The organism is Nostoc sp. ChiVER01, from assembly GCF_034531155.1.
In the GTDB taxonomy this organism is placed as follows: Bacteria; Cyanobacteriota; Cyanobacteriia; order Cyanobacteriales; family Nostocaceae; genus Nostoc.
Genome location: NZ_JAVRBS010000005.1, coordinates 78,968 through 97,357, shown reverse-complemented (window position 1 = coordinate 97,357; position 18,390 = coordinate 78,968). Strand labels below are relative to the sequence as shown.

Here is an 18,390-nt window from a genome sequence, read left to right as displayed (position 1 = left end):
CATCTTTTGCACTTCTGATCAAATTTGCGGGAATGTCAATCTCAAGCGATCGCCACTTTCATACCACCGTTTTAAAGCAATCTTATTAAAGATACCAGTTGTAACTCAGTAAGATTTGCCTGATTTTCTCTGTGTCGTACTCCCAGGCTCGACTTCGCATAGTGTGTCGTAGGGAGGATTTCAGAAGTTCCAGCAATAAGTAAATATTAGATACAAGTTAGGGTGAGCTTACTTAGGTAAACTCGCCCTAATTCTTTTGCTATCTATTTTATGAGCAGCCACTCTACAACACTCAGACAATGCCCGGATTACCTCCTGCTTCAGCTTGCAGGTGTCGTTATCACCCAGCCTATAGGCTTAACTGGGGATAAAGCTGATCCTAAAGCATACTTCTGAAGAATCGATATGATAGAAAAGTAGATAAAACTTAAAAAATATTTATCGAATGGTGCTTCAATCATCTGGCTTGTCCAAGGTCAAAGACTCCATAACACAAAAAATCTTCTTGGGTAATGAACCTAATGCAGAATTAATTGCAATTCTTACTGTTTATTTTGTCCAAGGAATTTTAGGATTATCGCGTCTAGCCGTTAGCTTTTTCCTTAAAGATGAACTGCTGCTGAGTCCAGTTGAGGTGTCGGCGCTGTTGGGAATTGTTTTCCTACCTTGGATGATCAAGCCGGTGTTTGGTTTCATCTCTGATGGCTTGCCTATATTTGGCTATCGTCGGCGTCCTTATTTGATTTTATCGGGGATACTGGGAACTGCATCTTGGGCGAGTCTTGCCACAATAGTTCATACTAGCTGGGCAGCTACATTAGCGATCGCTCTTGGTTCTCTTAGTGTCGCCATGAGTGATGTCATAGTTGACTCGCTGGTTGTGGAACGAGCTAGAGGCGAATCGCAAGCAAAAGCCGGTTCATTACAATCTTTGTGCTGGGGTGCTTCTGCGATCGGAGGTTTAATAACAGCATACTTTAGTGGTCTGCTGCTTCAATACTTTACTACCCGTACTGTCTTTGGAATTACCGCCTTATTCCCTCTCATCGTCTCAGGGGCCGCTTGGTTAATTGCTGAGTCTCCCGTTAACAAAGATCCTCAAGATAGTAATCAGACAAACCCTTTACCAATCAAACATCAACTGGGGCAGCTACGCCAAGCCATTAGCCAAAAAAGTATTTGGCTACCAACAGCGTTTATCTTCATCTGGCAAGCTACCCCAAATGCTGACTCAGCCTTTTTCTACTTCTCTACCAACGAACTTCACTTTGAACCAGAATTTTTGGGGCGGGTGCATTTGGTGACAAGTTTCGCTTCTCTAGCAGGTGTTTGGATTTTTCAACGTTTCCTCAAAAGCATCCCTTTTCGTGTAATTTTTGCTTGGAGTACCGTCCTTTCCTCAATTTTAGGGATGACGATGCTGTTGTTAGTGACTCACACAAACAGGCGGTTAGGTATAGATGACCACTGGTTTAGTTTGGGTGATAGTCTAATTCTCACTGTGATGGGGAAAATTGCCTTTATGCAAGTGATGGTGCTAACAGCAAGGCTTTGTCCCTCTGGTGTGGAAGCGACATTATTTGCCTTGTTAATGTCGGTCTTTAATTCAGCAGGAACGGTTTCTCATGCATTCGGGGCATTAATCACCTATTGGCTGGGCATCACCGCCACGAATTTTGAATCACTTTGGCTATTGGTGCTAATTACTAACCTCAGCACGCTATTACCCCTACCATTTATCAACTGGCTACCGGCTGCTGAGGAAGAAACTGAGACATCAAAAGATGAGGAACAAGCGTTTTTGCCAGATTTGATGTCTGAGTTGGTACTGAGAGAACCAGAGTCGAAAATAGTCGAATAATGTAATAAATTTCACGCTAATTCGAGATAGTGCGCTGCGATCGCGTTGTAGTAACTAGCGGAATAAAGCTGCAAGTAAATTATTTCGAGCGGCTACCAATTTTTTTGCAAAATAACAAGAAAAAACAAAGTATATGTATTTGAAAAGTCAAGAAAGCCGAGTTACAGAAAAATCCTACACCCGTGCAGACTGGCAAGGAGGATATCAATCTCTCCCTCAAGAGTTTGATTATTGGATTGATGATATAGAAGGGCAAATTCCTAAAGAATTACAAGGTACGCTGTTTAGAAATGGCCCTGGTTTGCTCGATGTGAATGAGCAACCTCTTCATCATCCGTTTGATGGGGATGGGATGATTAGCAAAATTACCATTACCAATGGTCGCGCTCATTTTCGCAACCGCTTTGTCCGCACAACTGGCTATTTGGCAGAACAAAAGGCGGGAAAAATTCTCTATCGCGGTACTTTTGGCACTCAAAAATCTGGCGGTTGGCTAGCTAATATTTTTGACTTTAAACTCAAAAATATCGCCAATACAAATGTTATCTATTGGGGTGGTAAACTGCTAGCCCTCTGGGAAGCGGCGGAACCATATCGTCTCGATCCTTACACTCTTGAAACGCTAGAAAATGAATATTTTAATGGTGCTTTATCAGCAGGTGAAGCTTTCGCTGCACATCCCCGCGTGGAAAACAATTGTTACCAAGATGGGGGCGCACCTTGCCTGGTAAACTTTTCAATTAAGCCGGGATTATCTACCACAATTACTATTTTTGAGCTAAACCTAGCAGGTGAAATTATCAGACAGCACGCTCATAGTGTTCCAGGTTTCTGTTTCATTCACGATTTTGTTATTACTCCCAATTACTGCATATTCTTTCAAAATCCTGTCACCTTTAATCCCATACTTTTCGCTTTGGGAATACGTGCGGCGGGAGAATGTATCAAATTTCAGCCAAATCAGCCAACTCAAATCATAATTATTCCCCGCTTTCCCAAAGAAGGGCAAGAAGAGATAAAATTTCTGGAAACTAAGTCTGGTTTTGTCTTCCACCATGTTAATGCTTTTGAGGTAGGAGACGAAGTTTTGATTGACTCTATTTGTTACCAAAATTTGCCAGAAGTGGAACCCGAAAGCGATTTTCGACAAGTTGATTTTGAGGCAATTTCTCCTGGGCAACTTTGGCGATTTTGTCTGAATATAAAAGATGGGACAGTCGGGGAGGAATTGATTGAGAGCCGATGTTGTGAATTTCCCAGTATACATCCAGCGAATGTGGGACGTCCTTATCGATATCTATATATAGGTGCGGCTCATGCAGAAACTGGTAATGCTCCCTTACAAGCATTGTTGAAAATTGATTTAGAATCTGGAGAAAGACAAATTTGGAGTGCTGCACCCCGTGGTTTTATTGGTGAACCGATTTTTGTCCCGCGCCCAGGTTCTGAAAAGGAAGATGATGGTTGGGTATTAGCTTTGGTTTATGATGCTGCCCATCACCGCTCAGATTTGGTAATTTTAGATGCTAGTGATTTCTCTACAGGCATAATCGCTCGCCTCCATCTCAAGCATCATATCCCCTATGGTTTGCATGGAAGCTTTACTTCTGAGGTTTTTGGGGAAATTTGATTGCCTATTTGGGTGAAACCATTTTTTCGCTAGCAATGATATGCAAATCTATATTTTTGAGCAAGTGGACTAATTTTTGCGTCAAAGATCCTTTGAGGAGCATTTGCCAGCGCGATCGCTGACTCTCTCCGATTACAATTTGGGTAATCCGATATTTCTCGGCGGTTTGGGCGATCGCATTTGCTACGTTACTGTTGGTAACACGAATAAAACTACCTTCAAATTCTTTACAGAGTTTCTCACAAGTGTGGATGTGTAAGCTTTCCTCTTTGGTGAGAAAACGTTCTGGATCGGCGACAAATAAGGTATAAAGCGGCGCGTTCATGTAGTTAGCCAGCCTCGCACCCCGGCGTAACAGCTGTACTGAGTTGGGATAAGTAGATATACACACCAAAACCCGCTCGTGAATATTACAAAATTGCCCATTGGGGGTAGTAGCGTTCGCATTTTCTTCCACATTGTCTGCCACTTCCCGCAAAGCCAACTCCCGCAAAGCAATCAGGTTACGCCGTTGAAAAAAATTATCCAGGGATTGTTGAATTTTTTCTGGTGCGTAAATCTTCCCTTCTAATAACCTTTCTTGCAGGGTTTCTGGTGTAACATCCACTACCACTATTTCATCCGCTTCATCCAGAATCCTATCAGGAACACGCTCACGTACTACCACACCTGTAATTCTGGCTACTAAGTCATTGAGACTTTCCAAATGTTGCACATTCATTGTGGAGTAAACATCAATACCTGCTGCCAAAATTACTTCTACATCTTCGTAGCGTTTTTCGCGTGGGGAACCAGGGACATTGGTATGGGCAAGTTCATCGATTAGGGCTAATTGGGGCGATCGCTTTAAAATTGCATCTGTATCCATATCCGTTAGCGTCAACTCACCGCGAGGATATTGCTTACGGGGTACAATCTCCAGCCCCTCTGCCTTCTCAACTGTGTCCTTGCGTCCGTGGGTTTCTAAAAGCCCAACAACGACATCAAGCCCTTCGTATTTAAGTGCATGTCCCTCTTCCAGCATCCGGTAGGTTTTGCCTACTCCTGGAGCCATGCCAATAAATATTTTATGCTTGCCCCGCCGCCGTCTTGGATAATGCGAATAACTTGCAGAATTTAAAGGTACAGTGCCAGCTGAACCAGTATTACTTTTATTTGACATTTAAAAATAGGGAGTGGGGAGTAGGGAGTAGGGAAGATGAGGGAGCAGGGGGAGAAGAACTATTAATTATTGCCCCATGCCCAATGCCCAATTTACTGATTTGGCTGACGATTAAAATCATTGAAGTCAAGAGCATAATTCAATCGGAAAACATTGACTCCCGGTTCGCCAAAAATCCCTAAAAATCTGCCATCAGTATACTCATTAATTAAACGTAGGATCTCATTTTCTTTTACTCCCCGCGCACTAGCAACCCGTGTCAATTGCTGCTGTGCTGCTTTGACGGAGATATGCGGGTCTAAACCAGAGCCAGAGGTATAAATCATATCAGCGATTGGTCGAAGATTTTCGTCTCGCAATTGATTTGCCTGTTCTAGAATCCGGTTGAGTAGCTCTGGATTGCTAGCAGCGAGATTGCTAGCTCCAGAGATGCCAGTTGGCTTGGCTTTTTTGCCTTGGCTATATCTAACAGTACTGGGACGAGAATGGAAATATCGATCAGATGTGAACACCTGACCAATCAAAACCGAACCAATTGGTTCTTTATTTATTAGATTCTCCTTGATGCTGCCATTAGCTTGGTAGGGCAAAAAAACTTGACCCACTACAAGGATTATCAGAGGATAGATGATTGCAGTCAACAACCAAAGCATTAGAGTTATAAAAATTGCTCTAATAGTTTCTCGAATAATAGCCATAAAAGTTTTCCAATTGCTGCTAATATTTTATTTTTTACTGTCTTTAAGCCAAGCCCACAATTGTAATCAGTAAATCTATCAACTTAATGGCGATAAACGGCGCAATCACCCCACCTAAGCCATAAATTAAGATATTGCGTTCCAGTAGCTGATTAGCTCTCAGCGGCCTAAACCGCACACCCTTCAATGCCAACGGAATCAAAGCGGGAATAATCAAAGCATTATAAATCAGTGCTGATAAAACAGCAGAATTAGGGCTAGTCAAATTCATAATATTTAAGCTTTGTAAATTAGCAGCGACAAATATCACTGGGATAATCGCAAAGTATTTAGCAATATCATTAGCGATAGAAAATGTGGTCAATGCCCCGCGAGTAATCAACAATTGTTTGCCAATGCTAACTATATCGATCAGTTTTGTGGGATCGGAGTCCAAATCTACCATGTTGGCGGCTTCTTTGGCAGCTTGTGTCCCTGTATTCATAGCAACGCCGACGTTAGCTTGGACTAATGCTAGGGCATCATTAGTCCCATCTCCTGTCATGGCAACTAATTTACCTACTGCTTGTTCTTTCTTAATGATGCTGATTTTGTCTTCTGGTGTGGCTTCGGCGATAAAGTCATCAACTCCAGCTTCTTTAGCAATGACAGAAGTTGTAATCTGGTTGTCTCCAGTTACCATGATGGTATTGACTCCCATCCGTCGCAGTGCAAGAAAGCGATCGCGGATACCAGGCTTAACTATATCTTTGAGATAAATAACCCCATAGATTTCGTTATCTAAGCTAACTGCTAGGGATGTACCTCCCAGGCGAGAAACTCGTTCGTAGGTAGCATCCAATTCTGGTGTATCGCGTCCGTTGCGGGAACGGATGAATGCTTTAATGGCTTCTACTGCTCCCTTTCTCGCCTCATATCCACCAGGCAAGTTTGTACCACTCATGCGTGTTTTGCCAGAAAAATCAACTCCTTCTGCCTGGTTGAAGTCGAAATCAAACCTTGCGCCTAACTTTTCTGCCAGTCGGACAATGGATTTACCTTCTGATGTATTGTCAAATACACTAGCCGCCCAGGCAACATTAGCAATTTCTGACATTGAATGACCGTTGATGGGAATAAATTCTTCCGCCAAACGGTTGCCGAGAGTAATTGTACCTGTTTTATCAAGAACTAAAGTATTGATATCTCCACAAGCTTCGACTGCTCGTCCTGAAGTGGCAATGACGTTAAATTGGGCAACTCGATCCATCCCAGCAATGCCGATGGTACTTAGTAAGCCACCAATGGTTGTAGGAATTAATGCTACTAATAGGGCAATTAAAACTGGCACGCTAACTGGACTGTTGACATAGTAAGCAAGTGCGGGTAGAGTTACTACGACTAACAAAAATACTAAGCTGAGAACTGCCAGCAATACTGTCAGAGCAATTTCATTAGGTGTTTTGCTGCGTTCTGCCCCTTCTACCAAGGCAATCATCCGGTCAATAAAGCCTTTACCTGGGTCATTAGTGATGCGGATAATTAATTCATCTGAGATAATCCGCGTTCCACCAGTGACGGAACTGGCAACGTCGGAACCTGATTCTTTTAATACTGGTGCGGATTCCCCAGTAATTGCCGATTCATCCACTGAGGCAACACCCATAATTACTTCACCATCGGCGGGAATGATATCGCCAGCCATGACGTAGATGTTATCGCCCTGTTTAAGGCTGGTGGATGAAACTTCATTAATTGTGCCGTCGGCAGCAATTTTTTTAGCGATCGCTTCTGATCTCGTTAATCGCAAGGCATCGGCTTGGGCTTTACCCCGCCCTTGGGCAATTGCTTCAGCAAAATTGGCAAACCAAACTGTAAAGAATAAAATCCCCGATAACAAGCCGTTAAAAACTTGCGGGTTCTTTTGCAGGGTTGGGCCAAATAGGTTGGGATCAATTGTTAGCAATAGGATGATGATTGTCCCTACCCAAACTACAAACATCACTGGATTTTTGATTGCATACTTAGGGTTGAGCTTGACAAAAGCATCTTTTATTGCCCTTAAGTACAGCCACTTATTAATTGTCCTGGCCTTTTTACGTGCTTGGCGGCGATCGCCAGAACGAGGATTTGGCCGTCTAGCTTTGAAGTTAGTTGCCACTTGATTTATGAATAAAGTTAGGAGTTACAGACGCGATGAATCGCGTCTGTACAAAAGTTAGGAGTATCGCTGTCAAGCTAAATCTTGTATTCATTACGAGCTTCTGAACTCGGAAGTTGAGCCTTTGAACTCGGAATTTTCAAAATTCTAAAAGAACAAGCGAAGATTTTGTTTGAGAGAATATGAAATTTAAGCTACATATCACCTTGACAGGGCTAGAGTTAGGAATTATTACAATACTGCTCGGTTAAGTTTAAAAAAGCACTACTTGGTAGGTTGGGTTGAGGAATGTAGCAACATCCCACAGAGTAAACCAACATTTTTAGGGCTTTATTGGGTTTCTTTCAACCCAAACTAAAAATCTACTTAACCGAGAAGTATTGGGAGTTATTAAGAACTTCCAATAAAAAACAGATCCAATCTGTAGAGTGCGCTACGCGTAGGCGTAGCCCGTCGTAGACATCGCTAACACACCCTATGAAACCGACGAAACCGGATAATTTATTTTTTAGTATTGTCTTAATATTCCAAACTTATAACTCATAACTCCTGTACAGACGCGATTAATCGCGTCTCTTTTGTCATAAATTTTTTAACTGCCAGATGCTAGTTTCATACTCTCGGCTATGGGGCCTAAAGCCAGAACGGGAAAGAAAGTCAATACTCCCAAAACTATTGTCACTCCAGCAGTGATACTAGTAAATACTAGAGAGTCCGTTCTTAGAGTACCAGGGGTTTCTGGAACTGGTTGTTTGCGAGACATGCCGTCAGCTAACAAAAGGATGGCAATTATCGGAATGTAGCGTCCTCCAATTAAGCTAACTATTGTACTCAAGTTCCACCAGGTGGTATTATCCTTCAACCCTTCTAAGCCGGAGCCATTATTTGCTGCTGCTGAGGCATATTCATAAACTACTTGAGAAATACCGTGATAGCCACTGTTGCTAATTCCAGATAGGGAGATGGGATAAGCCAAGGCGATCGCACTGGGAATCAAAACTAGAATTGGGTGAATCAACAGCACGACGCTGGCGAGAACGATTTCTCGCTTTTCAATTTTGCGTCCTAAAAATTCTGGGGTGCGCCCTGCCATTAGTCCGGTTAGGAATACTGTGAGAATTAAGTAAATAAATAGGTAAGCTGTTCCTGTTCCCTGGCCACCCCAGATAACCTGAATAAACAAGTTGAAGAGTGTCGAAAATATTCCTTGCGGCATTAAAGAATCGTGCATCCCATTCACAGCACCAGACATAGTAGCGGTAGTCATAACTGCCCAAAATGCCGTTTGTGCCCAGCCAAATCGAACTTCTTTACCCTCTAAATTGGGCTGTTCTAATCCAAAGGCGTTATTAACAAGGGGATTACCTTGGAGTTCTCCTACGGCTGCTACTCCTACCAGAACTACAAAAATCACAAACACCATCCAAAAAAGTAGCCAAGCTTGTTTGATGTTGTTGGCAAATATACCGTAGGTGTAAATCAAGGCTGCTGGTATAGAAATCATGGCGATCATTTCTATCAAGTTAGAAGCACCATTGGGATTTTCAAAAGGATGGGCTGAGTTTACGGCAAAAAAGCCTCCGCCGTTGTCGCCCAAAAGTTTGATCATTTCAAAAGATGCTACCGGGCCTCTGGCAATATATTGCGTTCCACCTTCTAAGGTTCTCAGAACTAAAGTCTCTTTTAATGTTTGTGGTACACCTGCTATAAGCAAGGCGATCGCTCCAATAATCGAAATTGGCAGCAATATTCGCGTAATTCCACGGACAAGATCGACGTAAAAGTTTCCTAACTTTCTACCCGTCAACCCACGAATAAAAGCAATTCCCACGGCTAACCCGGTAGCTGCGGAGGTGAACATCAAAAAGCCTAAAGCCGCTACCTGGCTAAAATAGCTTAAAGTTGTCTCACCAGCATAGTGTTGCTGGCCGGTATTGGTTACGAAGGAAATGGTTGTGTGCAGTAATACATCCCATTTGATAGCACCGAAGCCGTTAGGATTCCAGGGCAAGAGTCTCTGAAAATATATCAGTAAATACACTGAAATACCCATGAGCAAGTTACTAAAAACTACAGCCTGGATATACTGCAAACCCGTCATATCATCTTTCCTGCGGACACCTGCTAGTACGAACATACTTCGCTCTATCGGGTTTATTAGAAAATCAAGCAGTGTTCTTTCTCCCAAGAAGACACGCGCTATGTATTTACCTAGTGACGGAGTGATTGCTATGACAATACACAGCGTTAAGCCAATTTGCAAAAAACCTTGTCCCATATATTTCGCGCTCAATTAAATTTAAGTGCTAGCAAGCCAATTCTTAGAAATAACAGATTAACTGTTGGGGTATTTGATTTTGAGGGATTTGGTGATATTTTATGTCACCGTCATTTTTAAATCTGGATTTACTTTTTTCAGTTATTACTATCCAGATACTTATTCAATTTATTGTTAAGAATATTTAATTTTTTATGATTAATTCATTTATCTCGCTAGTTAGGATTATTTGTTTATACAATACATTATCGAAGTTTGCTACTTTCAAAAAATATAAATATTCCAGAGAATTTTAGGAAAGGAATTACAGTTTGGGAAGGTTGTAGTAAATACTCCACCCTTTATGGGTAACTACTTAGCCCCCAATCTTCAGTTAACCAAGGCTATTTCATTCTCAACTAGCCCGCCTCAGAATGAATTCTGAGTCTAATAGCGAAAGTCGTCTAAAGACGACTGAGAAAAGGTTATAGCCCGTTTTAACGGACTTTGGGGGTTTAAGTCCCTTTGAAGGGCAGCGCGAATTGAACGCCTAAATTTAAATCCCCGGATGCTCGCAGACTCGCTAACACAAAACGTAATTGCTCTCTTCTCTACGAGACGCTTTGCGAACGTAGCGGGGCGTTCGCTTTTAGCGTCTCCAAGAGTTGCCCATTGCGAATTGATTTAACGGACTTTAGCTATAAAAGAGGTTTAGTTCTGGGCAATTTATGTCTAGAACGAAATAGCCCTATTAGCCCCTAGTCGCGGTTTTTGCATCTGGACAAGATAGAATTTTCGGGTTAATGGTCAAGTTAACATTTGCAGATATAGATTGCAGATAAATCATAATCGCTGAATTAAATAATTGTAAAGATTGTAGGATAACGATTTTTTAGTAAATGAGAAATGAAGATATTAAATCGATTAGTAGCTATGAAAGAAGCTATAAACGAGCGTGGGGAGACTTATGGGCTAATAGCGATCGCCTTTGCGATCGTGATAGTGTTGGAATTTTCAACACCACCAGAGTACGTATTTGGCTACCTCTACACAGGAACGATTTTGTTAGCAAATTCACGATTGAATCGGGGTGCTGTGTTGGGTATCACTCTTGCAGCTACAGGATTAACATTATTAGACTTGCTTGTTCCCGGAAGAGAAATACTTTATCTCCCAACGTTGGCTAATAGGCTGATTGCAGTATTGGCGTTGGTGGTGACTGGTTGGTTAAGCGATCGCAACCACCGCAATGAAGAAGCGATCGCTTATACGCAAGCACAATTACGCTCCCAAGAACAACTAGCTACCATGCGTGAAGATTTTGTTTCTACCCTAACCCATGATTTAAAAACACCCCTATTAGGAGCAATTGAAACGCTGAAATATTTGCAAAATGAGCAATTTGGTGAAATTACGCCAATGCAAGCAAAAGTCTTACAAACAATGGCTCGTAGTCATCGGAGTACACTGCAATTAGTCCAAACACTTTTAGATGTATACCGCAATGATGCCGAAGGGCTGAAACTACAGTCATTACCTGTTAATTTGGCAAGTGTAGCCGAGGAGGTAATCGCCACCCTGACTGAACTAGCCAAAACACGCCAGGTTTATATTTCTCTCCACTATGGCGAATCAGATTTTCGCAGCTTTCTTTGGGTAAACGGCGATCCTTTGCAACTGGGGCGAGTCTTCACCAATCTCCTGAGTAATGGTATAAACCATACCCCTCGTGGCGGTAAAGTAGAAGTAGTACTTGAAAGTTATGCTAGCGATCAAGTAGTAAAAATACTCGATACTGGTTCCGGCATTACCGAAGAAGAGTTACCCCACTTGTTTGAAAGATTTTATCAAGGACATAGCGATCGCCATGTTTCAGGATCTGGACTAGGGCTTTATTTAACTAGGCAAATTATTACTGCTCATGGGGGTACAATTTGGGCAGAGAATCGCTCACCGCGAGGCGCACTGTTTGGTTTCCGCCTCCCAGCTTGTCCACCACCGGGGAGATGAGGGCGGGAGGCAGGGGGAGCAGGGGAGGCAGGGGGAGAATAATAATTGCTAACTTCTGACCAATGACCAATGACCAATGACTAATGACAAATGACAAAAATCTTACTCGTTGAAGATGATGAATTATTTCGGCTTGGTCTGCGGATGCGGTTGCAACAAGAAACCACTTTGGAGATTGTCGCAGAGGCAGAAGATGGAGAACAAGCTGTAGAATTAGCAAATCGCTATCCCTTGGATTTGGTCTTGCTGGATATAGGTTTACCGGGGATTGGCGGGATTGAGGCTTGTCGCCAAATCAAGCAGAAGCACCCAAATTTACCAATTCTTGTTTTAACCTCTCGTTCTGAAAAACCCCTGATTTCGCGGTTAATTGCCGCCGGGGCCCAAGGTTACTGCCTCAAAGGTATTCCGGCTGAGTCTTTAATATTAGCAGTGCGATCAGTTGCAGCAGGGGCTTCTTGGTGGGATCAAACAGCAACAACAGAAATTAGAGCAGCTTTTGAGGGCAATTCTACTTTCATGCTGCCTGCAAAAACTGAGGAATCCTTAGAAAATCCTCTAACCAAGCGGGAACAGGAAATTTTGGCACTCGTGGCAACTGGCAAAAGCAATCAAGAAATTGCTGAAATTCTCTACATTGCCCCTGGTACAGTGCGGGTTCATGTCCACACTATTTTACAGAAACTAGAAGTACGCGATCGCACTCAAGCCGCAGTTTTAGCTATCCAAAAAGGATTGGTAGCACCAGAATTGTTGATTAATTAGATTAAAATTCAATCTTAAATACGTTTGTAGTGAGGACTTTAGTCCTCAAATATTCAAGCACTGAAGTGCTTACTACAAACCTATCAATGGACTATTTTATATAAATCAGATTTCTCAATCTTTTAGCCCAAGAAAATCACATAATATTTAATGGGTCTACATCAATAGTTAAACTCACAGATAAAGGGCAAAGTGATCGCACTTCTTCCCAATCTGGCAATTGTGGTAATGCATCGGGGGCAAATTTAATCAATATCTGCCAGCGATAACGATTAGCTACCCGCAAAATACTTGCTGGTGCTGGGCCTAATATCTCAAATTCTTCTTCTGTACTCAAGGTTGTGGCAATTATTTGCGCGGTATTTTGCACTTGAATAGGATCGAGACTACTTAAGCGCAATAAAATTAACCGCCCATAAGGGGGATAATTGAGAGCTTGGCGTTGTTCTAATTCAGCTTGGGAGAAAGAGTGATAATCGTGCGATCGCACAGCTGCAATTACCTGATGCTCTGTAGTATAAGTTTGTACAATCACCCTCCCTGGATCGTCGCCTCTACCAGCACGTCCAGCTACTTGAGTCAAGGTTTGAAATGCCCGTTCACTGGCGCGATAATCTGATAAATTTAGCAATCCATCGGCAGCGACAACGCCCACAAGTGTCACTTGGGGTAAATCCAATCCTTTGGTGAGCATTTGCGTACCTACTAATAAATCTGCTTCGCCGTTGGCAAATTGGGTGAGTAGGGTACGGTGTGAGCCTTTGTTGCGGGTGGTATCGCTATCAAAACGAATCAAGCGTAACTCTGGGAACTGTCGCGCTAGTTCCTGTGTTACTCGCTGAGTACCGCTACCGAAAAATTTTAGGTAAGGGGAACTACAATCAGGGCAAAATTTGGGATGCGATCGCGCATAATTACAATAATGGCAGCGCAATAATTCCGGCGCTTTTTCTTCGCTGTGGTGATACGCTAACGACACATCACAGTGCGGACATTCCAATACATATCCACAACTGCGGCAAGATACAAAAGTACTGTGTCCCCGCCGATGAATAAATAAAATTCCCTGCTGTTTTCTCTCTTGCAACTCTTGCAAAGCTTCTTGCAGCGATCTACTAAATATAGAACGATTTCCCTGCTGCAACTCTTGTCGCATATCCACTATTTCCACCGGCGGTAGAGGCCGAGAGTTGATCCGTTCGGGCAAACTTAAATAATGAGTGTTGAGTGAAGAGTTAGGAGTGAGGAGTGAGGAGTGAGGAGTTATGAATTCTCTCCCTGCTCCCCTGCTCCCCTGCCCCCTGCCCCCTGCCCCCTGCCCCCTCACCCTTACCCAACTCTCCAACGAGGGCGTAGCAGAACCCAACACCAAGGGGCAATTTTCTAATTCTGCTCGCCATTGGGCGACGGTACGGGCGTGGTAGGTGGGTATAGGGGAGTCTTGTTTAAAGCTGCTGTCGTGTTCTTCATCTAAAATAATTAAACCCAGGTTAGGCAAAGGGGCGAAAACTGCACTGCGCGTACCAATGACAACTTGAGGTTCTCCGGTGAGCATTTGTCGCCAAGTGTCGTAACGTTCACCATCGGAGAGGGCGCTGTGATAAACGCTGACTTTATTACCAAAACGGGCGCGAAAACGATCGGTTAGCTGGGGTGTCAGTCCAATTTCTGGGACTAAAACAAGGGCGGATTTGCCTTGGTTGAGGAGAGGTGCGATCGCTTGCAAATATACTTCTGTTTTTCCTGAACCTGTCACCCCATGCAATAAAACTTCAGCAAACCCATCTAGTGTCTGGATTGTTTCTAAGGCGCTAGCTTGAGCAATAGTTAAAGATTTAGCCCCATCGCCTGCTAATGCTGGCCCCTGTTCGGTTCGCAATACTTCCCGTTCTTCGATGACGATGTAACCCTTTTGTGTCAACGTTTTAAGGATAGAAGAACTAGCATTACAAATTTGTAGTAATTCATTTTGCCACAACTCGCCATTATGCCGCCGCAGCACTTCCAAAATCTCTCTTTGACGAGTAGTTAATTCGTGGTCAATTGTACCTGTAAGCGTGACTGCTTTTTGCAGCTTTGGTCGAGTTAGTCGCGGTGGTTCCAAATAGCTTTCTACTAAACCAAATCGCAGTAATTCCCGAATTCCTCGATAGGCAGATTTAACTTTTTGTTGCAGGTAGACAAAACTGTAGTCCCCCGCCGGTTGCGCTTGTAAAAGTTCCCAAACTTGCCGTGCAGTAGGAGTCAAAAAAGCTAAAGGATCAGAAGATGCCAGCAAATAACTACTCCCCCCTGCCCCCTCTCCCCCAATCCCCACTCCGTGGGGGCCCCGAGTCCCCCTGCCCCCTGCCTCCCTACCTCCAACAAGGCGGATACGACGCTGCGATCGCCCCAGTAACCCTGGTGGCAGAGCAACCCGGATTACTTGAATTAGAGGCGTATAGTAATATGCAGCGACTCGATTGAGTAATTCCCAATAAGCACTTGGGAAAAATCCAACGCTGACAATATCTTCTACTTCCCGGATTTTTTCTGGTGGTAAATCGACATTTGGTTGTGCCAGTAACCGAATTGCGATCGCTCCTAATTGTTGTGCTCCAAATGGCACGCTCAAAATATCCCCTGGTTTTATTTCTAACTGGGCTGGCAATCGATAAGTAAATAGTCCTGTACTTCCTGGACAGTCTACCAATACTTCAACCCACCTATTAACAGTTATACCTGACTGGTATGATTCACTAGCTTGGGCTACCAATAAAGGAGATAATTTTACGTTATTAATATACATAGTTTCTGGCTTTATAATTAGATATTTCCCTTACATAGCTGGTCAAAAATAGCCTAGCTTAATTAAGTCTAATTTTTTATTTTGTTAGACTTAAATGGTATTTCCCAATACTGTTATCCTTCATAATACTTGATAAGTTTCCTCTTATGTAATCTACTAGACAAATTCGTATCAACTATACATGCAATAAATATTTGGTACCCACTATACAAATAAAAGCATGTCAAACCTTCCTGCAACAGTTGCTCCATCTACTAAATAGGGAGTAGCCTTTTTCCGCCTATCGATAGATATTCAACCCTTTCTGTATATGAGATGCTTTTATACAAATAAGAATATCTTAAAGTTAAACTGCCATTATTATAATTTCTCTCATCTGGGTAAATTGAAATCAGAAATGCATAACTCCAGCACCAAGTTTTTAATTTATCCTGTGATTTCCAACGGATAAACATTAAAAATATTTATAAAAATATATGAAAGTTTAAGATATTTAGAAGGTTAGCTGAGATTCCTATATTTGTTAAGGTTGAGAAAGTTTGAGGGGGTTTGACATATTTGGTAATTAAGAAAAAAATGAAGAATATAATCAATTGAGAGCCTGAGAAGAAAGTTTTGTTGGGTGCGAAGGCCAGTTTAGTTATAGGTTGTATCTAACTGTAACGTATATGTGTTAGGTAGATGCCGATTTTCATTCCTGAAGAAAAATTAGCATAAGCCTGAATTTAGCTATATAAACGGGTGCATTCGTCCCTTAGGGAAAACTACCAAGCCTCAAACGAGTAGCTGTAACTAAATTATGTACCAAACAAAGCAACAATCCCTAAAGGAAACTATGAATATTGTTGAATTAGGAGAAATGGAAATACTGGAGAATACTGCTGATATTGAAGAACCATTACTCGATATTTTAGAAGCAGTGGCAGATGAAGAGCCTCCAATTGTAGTAGAAAATCTGGAATCAGACGAACGCGATGGGGATGAGATGGCTGCGGCTCGTCCTTCGGGATACAATAAAACCGAGCATGATGATGCCGTCGGCGCGTTTTTTAAAGAAATGGCGCGTTATCCACTTCTAAAAGCTGATGAAGAGGTAGAGTTAGCGCGGCGAGTTAGGTTTTTAGAAGAAGTTAGGGAATTACAAGCAACCTTAGAATTAAAACTAGGACAGGAACCTAGCAAGGTAGAGGTAGCTTCTGAGCTAGAAATGACGGAAAAGCAATTAGAAAATCGCTTGTATCAAGGTAGAGTAGCGAAACGCAAAATGATTCGCTCTAATCTTAGATTGGTAGTTTCTATTGCTAAACGATACCTGAATCGGGGAGTGCCTTTCCTAGATTTAATTCAAGAAGGAGCAATGGGTTTAAATCGCGCTACAGAAAAGTTTGATCCAGATAAAGGATATAAGTTTTCGACTTACGCCTATTGGTGGATTAGACAAGCGATTACCAGAGCTATAGCTAACGATGCGCGGACAATCCGCCTACCTATTCATATTGTTGAAAAGCTTAACAAGCTGAAAAAAGCACAACGAGAACTCAAGCAAAAACTTTGTCGTAATCCTACCGAAGGAGAAATGGCAGAAACTTTAGAAATTAGTGTGCAACAACTACGCCAGCTACAACAGCTACGCCGTCAAGCACTTTCGCTCAACCACCGTGTCGGTAAAGAAGAAGACACGGAATTGATGGATTTGCTAGAAGATGAAGATAACCTGTCTCCAGAAGCAAAAATGAATGAAAACATGATGCGTCAGGAGATTTGGGAAGTCTTGGGTGACGTGTTAACGCCACGAGAAAAAGATGTAATTTCTCTACGGTATGGTTTGACAACCAGCGAACCCTGTACTTTAGAAGAAGTTGGTAACATGTTCAATCTTTCTCGTGAGCGAGTGCGACAAATTCAAAGCAAAGCCATGCGAAAATTGCGCCGTCCCCACATAGCCAAACGTTTAAAAGGTTGGTTGATTTAATTGCATATACGAAGCTAAATTAGCTTCCTTAACGAACACGGATCAAATAAAGTGCAAAACTTTAAATCTAGTAGGAGAGCCAGTGCGTTGCGGAGGTTCCCGACGCTCGATAGCGTAGCGTAAAGCCTGCGGCATGGCTTCGCTTAGAGCGACGTAGGAGCGTCTGACTCGCTAACGCTGCGCTATCCGTTGTAGCAACTGGTGTTGCGTTATTGTACGCGATAACGTACCATCCTAGATTTTAGGTTCGCTAGGACAAATGCCCGTAACACACCTTAAAAAAGTTGCTCTTTATTAAATCAAGATACCTAATGAATGAAGGCGAGCTAGGATCTTGCAAATTGCAAAAACAGGGCGTTTTGTACCTTTTTTCGGCTTTTCTTTAATCATTAGTCAAAAAAACTTGCACAGTTGCCTATAAACTATGGACTATGAACTATAGACTATAGACTAATGACTTTGCATAGCAATTTAATTGTGCGTTTTGCTGAACCAACTGATTACAGCGTACTGTTTAAATTAATTCAGGGGCTGGCTGAGTATGAGAAATTATCTCACGCTGTCACTGGCAATGCTTTGGAACTTAAGGAGCATTTATTTGGATCGCGCAAATATATAGAAGCGATTTTAGCAGAATCTGCGGGTCAAGCTGTTGGTTTTGCCTTATTTTTTCATAATTATTCAACATTTTTGACTAAGCCAGGAATTTATTTGGAAGACTTATTTGTTTTACCAGAATATCGTAGGCAAGGTATTGGTAAGGCTCTCCTGACTAAATTAGCTCAGATAGCTATAGAACGTGATTGCGGGCGCTTAGAGTGGAGTGTGCTGGATTGGAACGAATCAGCCCAAGAATTCTACCGTAGTATGGGAGCATCTATATTAGATGATTGGCGAATTTGTCGTGTTACAGGAGATGCGCTTACTCAGTTAGGGGCTGTTCAAATAATTCACAATTGATAAATTGAGAATGATGCTCTTACCTTGCTAACGTAATTCCTAATAATAGCGGTAAGCAGTTTGTAATAAGGACTTTAGTCCTTATTTTTAAGGAACTTCCAAATAAAAAATACTCAAAAAAGTAGCGGAAAAACTCTCTTTTTCTTA

At 42.3% G+C, this 18,390-nt stretch carries 11 protein-coding genes; 6 read left to right on the top strand and 5 right to left on the bottom strand.

Features of this window, described 5'->3' with window-relative positions; translation table 11 throughout:
- The first annotated feature begins 445 nt into the window (after window positions 1-445).
- Both RMY00_RS08965 and RMY00_RS08960 read left to right on the top strand, forming a co-directional pair.
- Complete coding sequence (locus RMY00_RS08965; protein ID WP_322647200.1) at window positions 446-1,861, top strand: folate/biopterin family MFS transporter; 1,416 nt, start codon at window positions 446-448, stop codon at window positions 1,859-1,861.
- 133 nt (window positions 1,862-1,994) lie between these two features.
- The gene (locus tag RMY00_RS08960) at window positions 1,995-3,491 is read left to right on the top strand and encodes a carotenoid oxygenase family protein (RefSeq protein WP_322647199.1); all 1,497 of its coding nucleotides are present in this window, start codon (window positions 1,995-1,997) and stop codon (window positions 3,489-3,491) included.
- 4 nt (window positions 3,492-3,495) lie between these two features.
- On the opposite strand, the gene RMY00_RS08955 is transcribed toward RMY00_RS08960, so the two are convergent.
- From RMY00_RS08955 to kdpA, 4 genes are all read right to left on the bottom strand, one after another.
- The gene (locus RMY00_RS08955) at window positions 3,496-4,653 is read right to left on the bottom strand and encodes a universal stress protein (protein WP_322647198.1); all 1,158 of its coding nucleotides are present in this window, start codon (window positions 4,651-4,653) and stop codon (window positions 3,496-3,498) included.
- A gap of 92 nt (window positions 4,654-4,745) precedes the next feature.
- Window positions 4,746-5,351, bottom strand: coding sequence for a K(+)-transporting ATPase subunit C (kdpC, locus tag RMY00_RS08950; protein ID WP_322647197.1), 606 nt, complete (start codon window positions 5,349-5,351; stop codon window positions 4,746-4,748).
- Window positions 5,352-5,394: 43 nt separating this feature from the next.
- Window positions 5,395-7,500 carry a potassium-transporting ATPase subunit KdpB gene (gene kdpB / locus RMY00_RS08945; protein ID WP_322647382.1) on the bottom strand — a complete coding sequence of 702 codons (2,106 nt, stop codon included), beginning with the start codon at window positions 7,498-7,500 and terminating at the stop codon, window positions 5,395-5,397.
- 583 nt (window positions 7,501-8,083) lie between these two features.
- A complete protein-coding gene (gene kdpA / locus RMY00_RS08940) occupies window positions 8,084-9,769 on the bottom strand; it encodes a potassium-transporting ATPase subunit KdpA (RefSeq protein ID WP_322647196.1) in 1,686 nt (561 codons plus the stop codon).
- A gap of 912 nt (window positions 9,770-10,681) precedes the next feature.
- Here kdpA and RMY00_RS08935 point away from each other — a divergent pair.
- Together RMY00_RS08935 and RMY00_RS08930 are read left to right on the top strand one after the other, a co-directional pair.
- On the top strand, window positions 10,682-11,758 hold the full coding sequence (locus RMY00_RS08935) for a HAMP domain-containing sensor histidine kinase (protein ID WP_322647195.1): 1,077 nt from the start codon (window positions 10,682-10,684) through the stop codon (window positions 11,756-11,758).
- 90 nt (window positions 11,759-11,848) lie between these two features.
- On the top strand, window positions 11,849-12,523 hold the full coding sequence (locus RMY00_RS08930) for a response regulator transcription factor (RefSeq protein WP_322647194.1): 675 nt from the start codon (window positions 11,849-11,851) through the stop codon (window positions 12,521-12,523).
- 136 nt (window positions 12,524-12,659) lie between these two features.
- Here RMY00_RS08930 and priA read toward each other — a convergent pair whose 3' ends face one another.
- Window positions 12,660-15,311: a primosomal protein N' gene (gene priA / locus RMY00_RS08925; RefSeq protein WP_322647193.1), complete on the bottom strand. Its 2,652-nt coding sequence runs from the start codon at window positions 15,309-15,311 to the stop codon at window positions 12,660-12,662.
- A 799-nt stretch (window positions 15,312-16,110) separates the two neighbouring features.
- Between priA and RMY00_RS08920 the strand changes: the two genes are divergently transcribed.
- The gene (locus RMY00_RS08920; protein WP_322647192.1) at window positions 16,111-17,283 is read left to right on the top strand and encodes an RpoD/SigA family RNA polymerase sigma factor; all 1,173 of its coding nucleotides are present in this window, start codon (window positions 16,111-16,113) and stop codon (window positions 17,281-17,283) included.
- Between the two features lie 453 nt (window positions 17,284-17,736).
- Entirely contained in the window at window positions 17,737-18,243 is a 507-nt protein-coding gene (locus RMY00_RS08915) for a GNAT family N-acetyltransferase (RefSeq protein ID WP_322647191.1), read from the top strand.
- The last annotated feature ends 147 nt before the right edge of the window (window positions 18,244-18,390 follow it).

Bases quoted from the DNA above. Each gene is read 5' to 3' on its own strand.
- RMY00_RS08965 (WP_322647200.1), top strand. From the start codon at position 446: ATGGTGCTTCAATCATCTGGCTTGTCCAAGGTCAAAGACTCCATAACA.
- RMY00_RS08960 (WP_322647199.1), top strand. From the start codon at position 1,995: ATGTATTTGAAAAGTCAAGAAAGCCGAGTTACAGAAAAATCCTACACC.
- RMY00_RS08955 (WP_322647198.1), bottom strand. From the start codon at position 4,653: ATGTCAAATAAAAGTAATACTGGTTCAGCTGGCACTGTACCTTTAAAT.
- kdpC (WP_322647197.1), bottom strand. From the start codon at position 5,351: ATGGCTATTATTCGAGAAACTATTAGAGCAATTTTTATAACTCTAATG.
- kdpA (WP_322647196.1), bottom strand. From the start codon at position 9,769: ATGGGACAAGGTTTTTTGCAAATTGGCTTAACGCTGTGTATTGTCATA.
- RMY00_RS08935 (WP_322647195.1), top strand. From the start codon at position 10,682: ATGAAAGAAGCTATAAACGAGCGTGGGGAGACTTATGGGCTAATAGCG.
- RMY00_RS08930 (WP_322647194.1), top strand. From the start codon at position 11,849: ATGACAAAAATCTTACTCGTTGAAGATGATGAATTATTTCGGCTTGGT.
- priA (WP_322647193.1), bottom strand. From the start codon at position 15,311: ATGTATATTAATAACGTAAAATTATCTCCTTTATTGGTAGCCCAAGCT.
- RMY00_RS08920 (WP_322647192.1), top strand. From the start codon at position 16,111: ATGTACCAAACAAAGCAACAATCCCTAAAGGAAACTATGAATATTGTT.
- RMY00_RS08915 (WP_322647191.1), top strand. From the start codon at position 17,737: ATGACTTTGCATAGCAATTTAATTGTGCGTTTTGCTGAACCAACTGAT.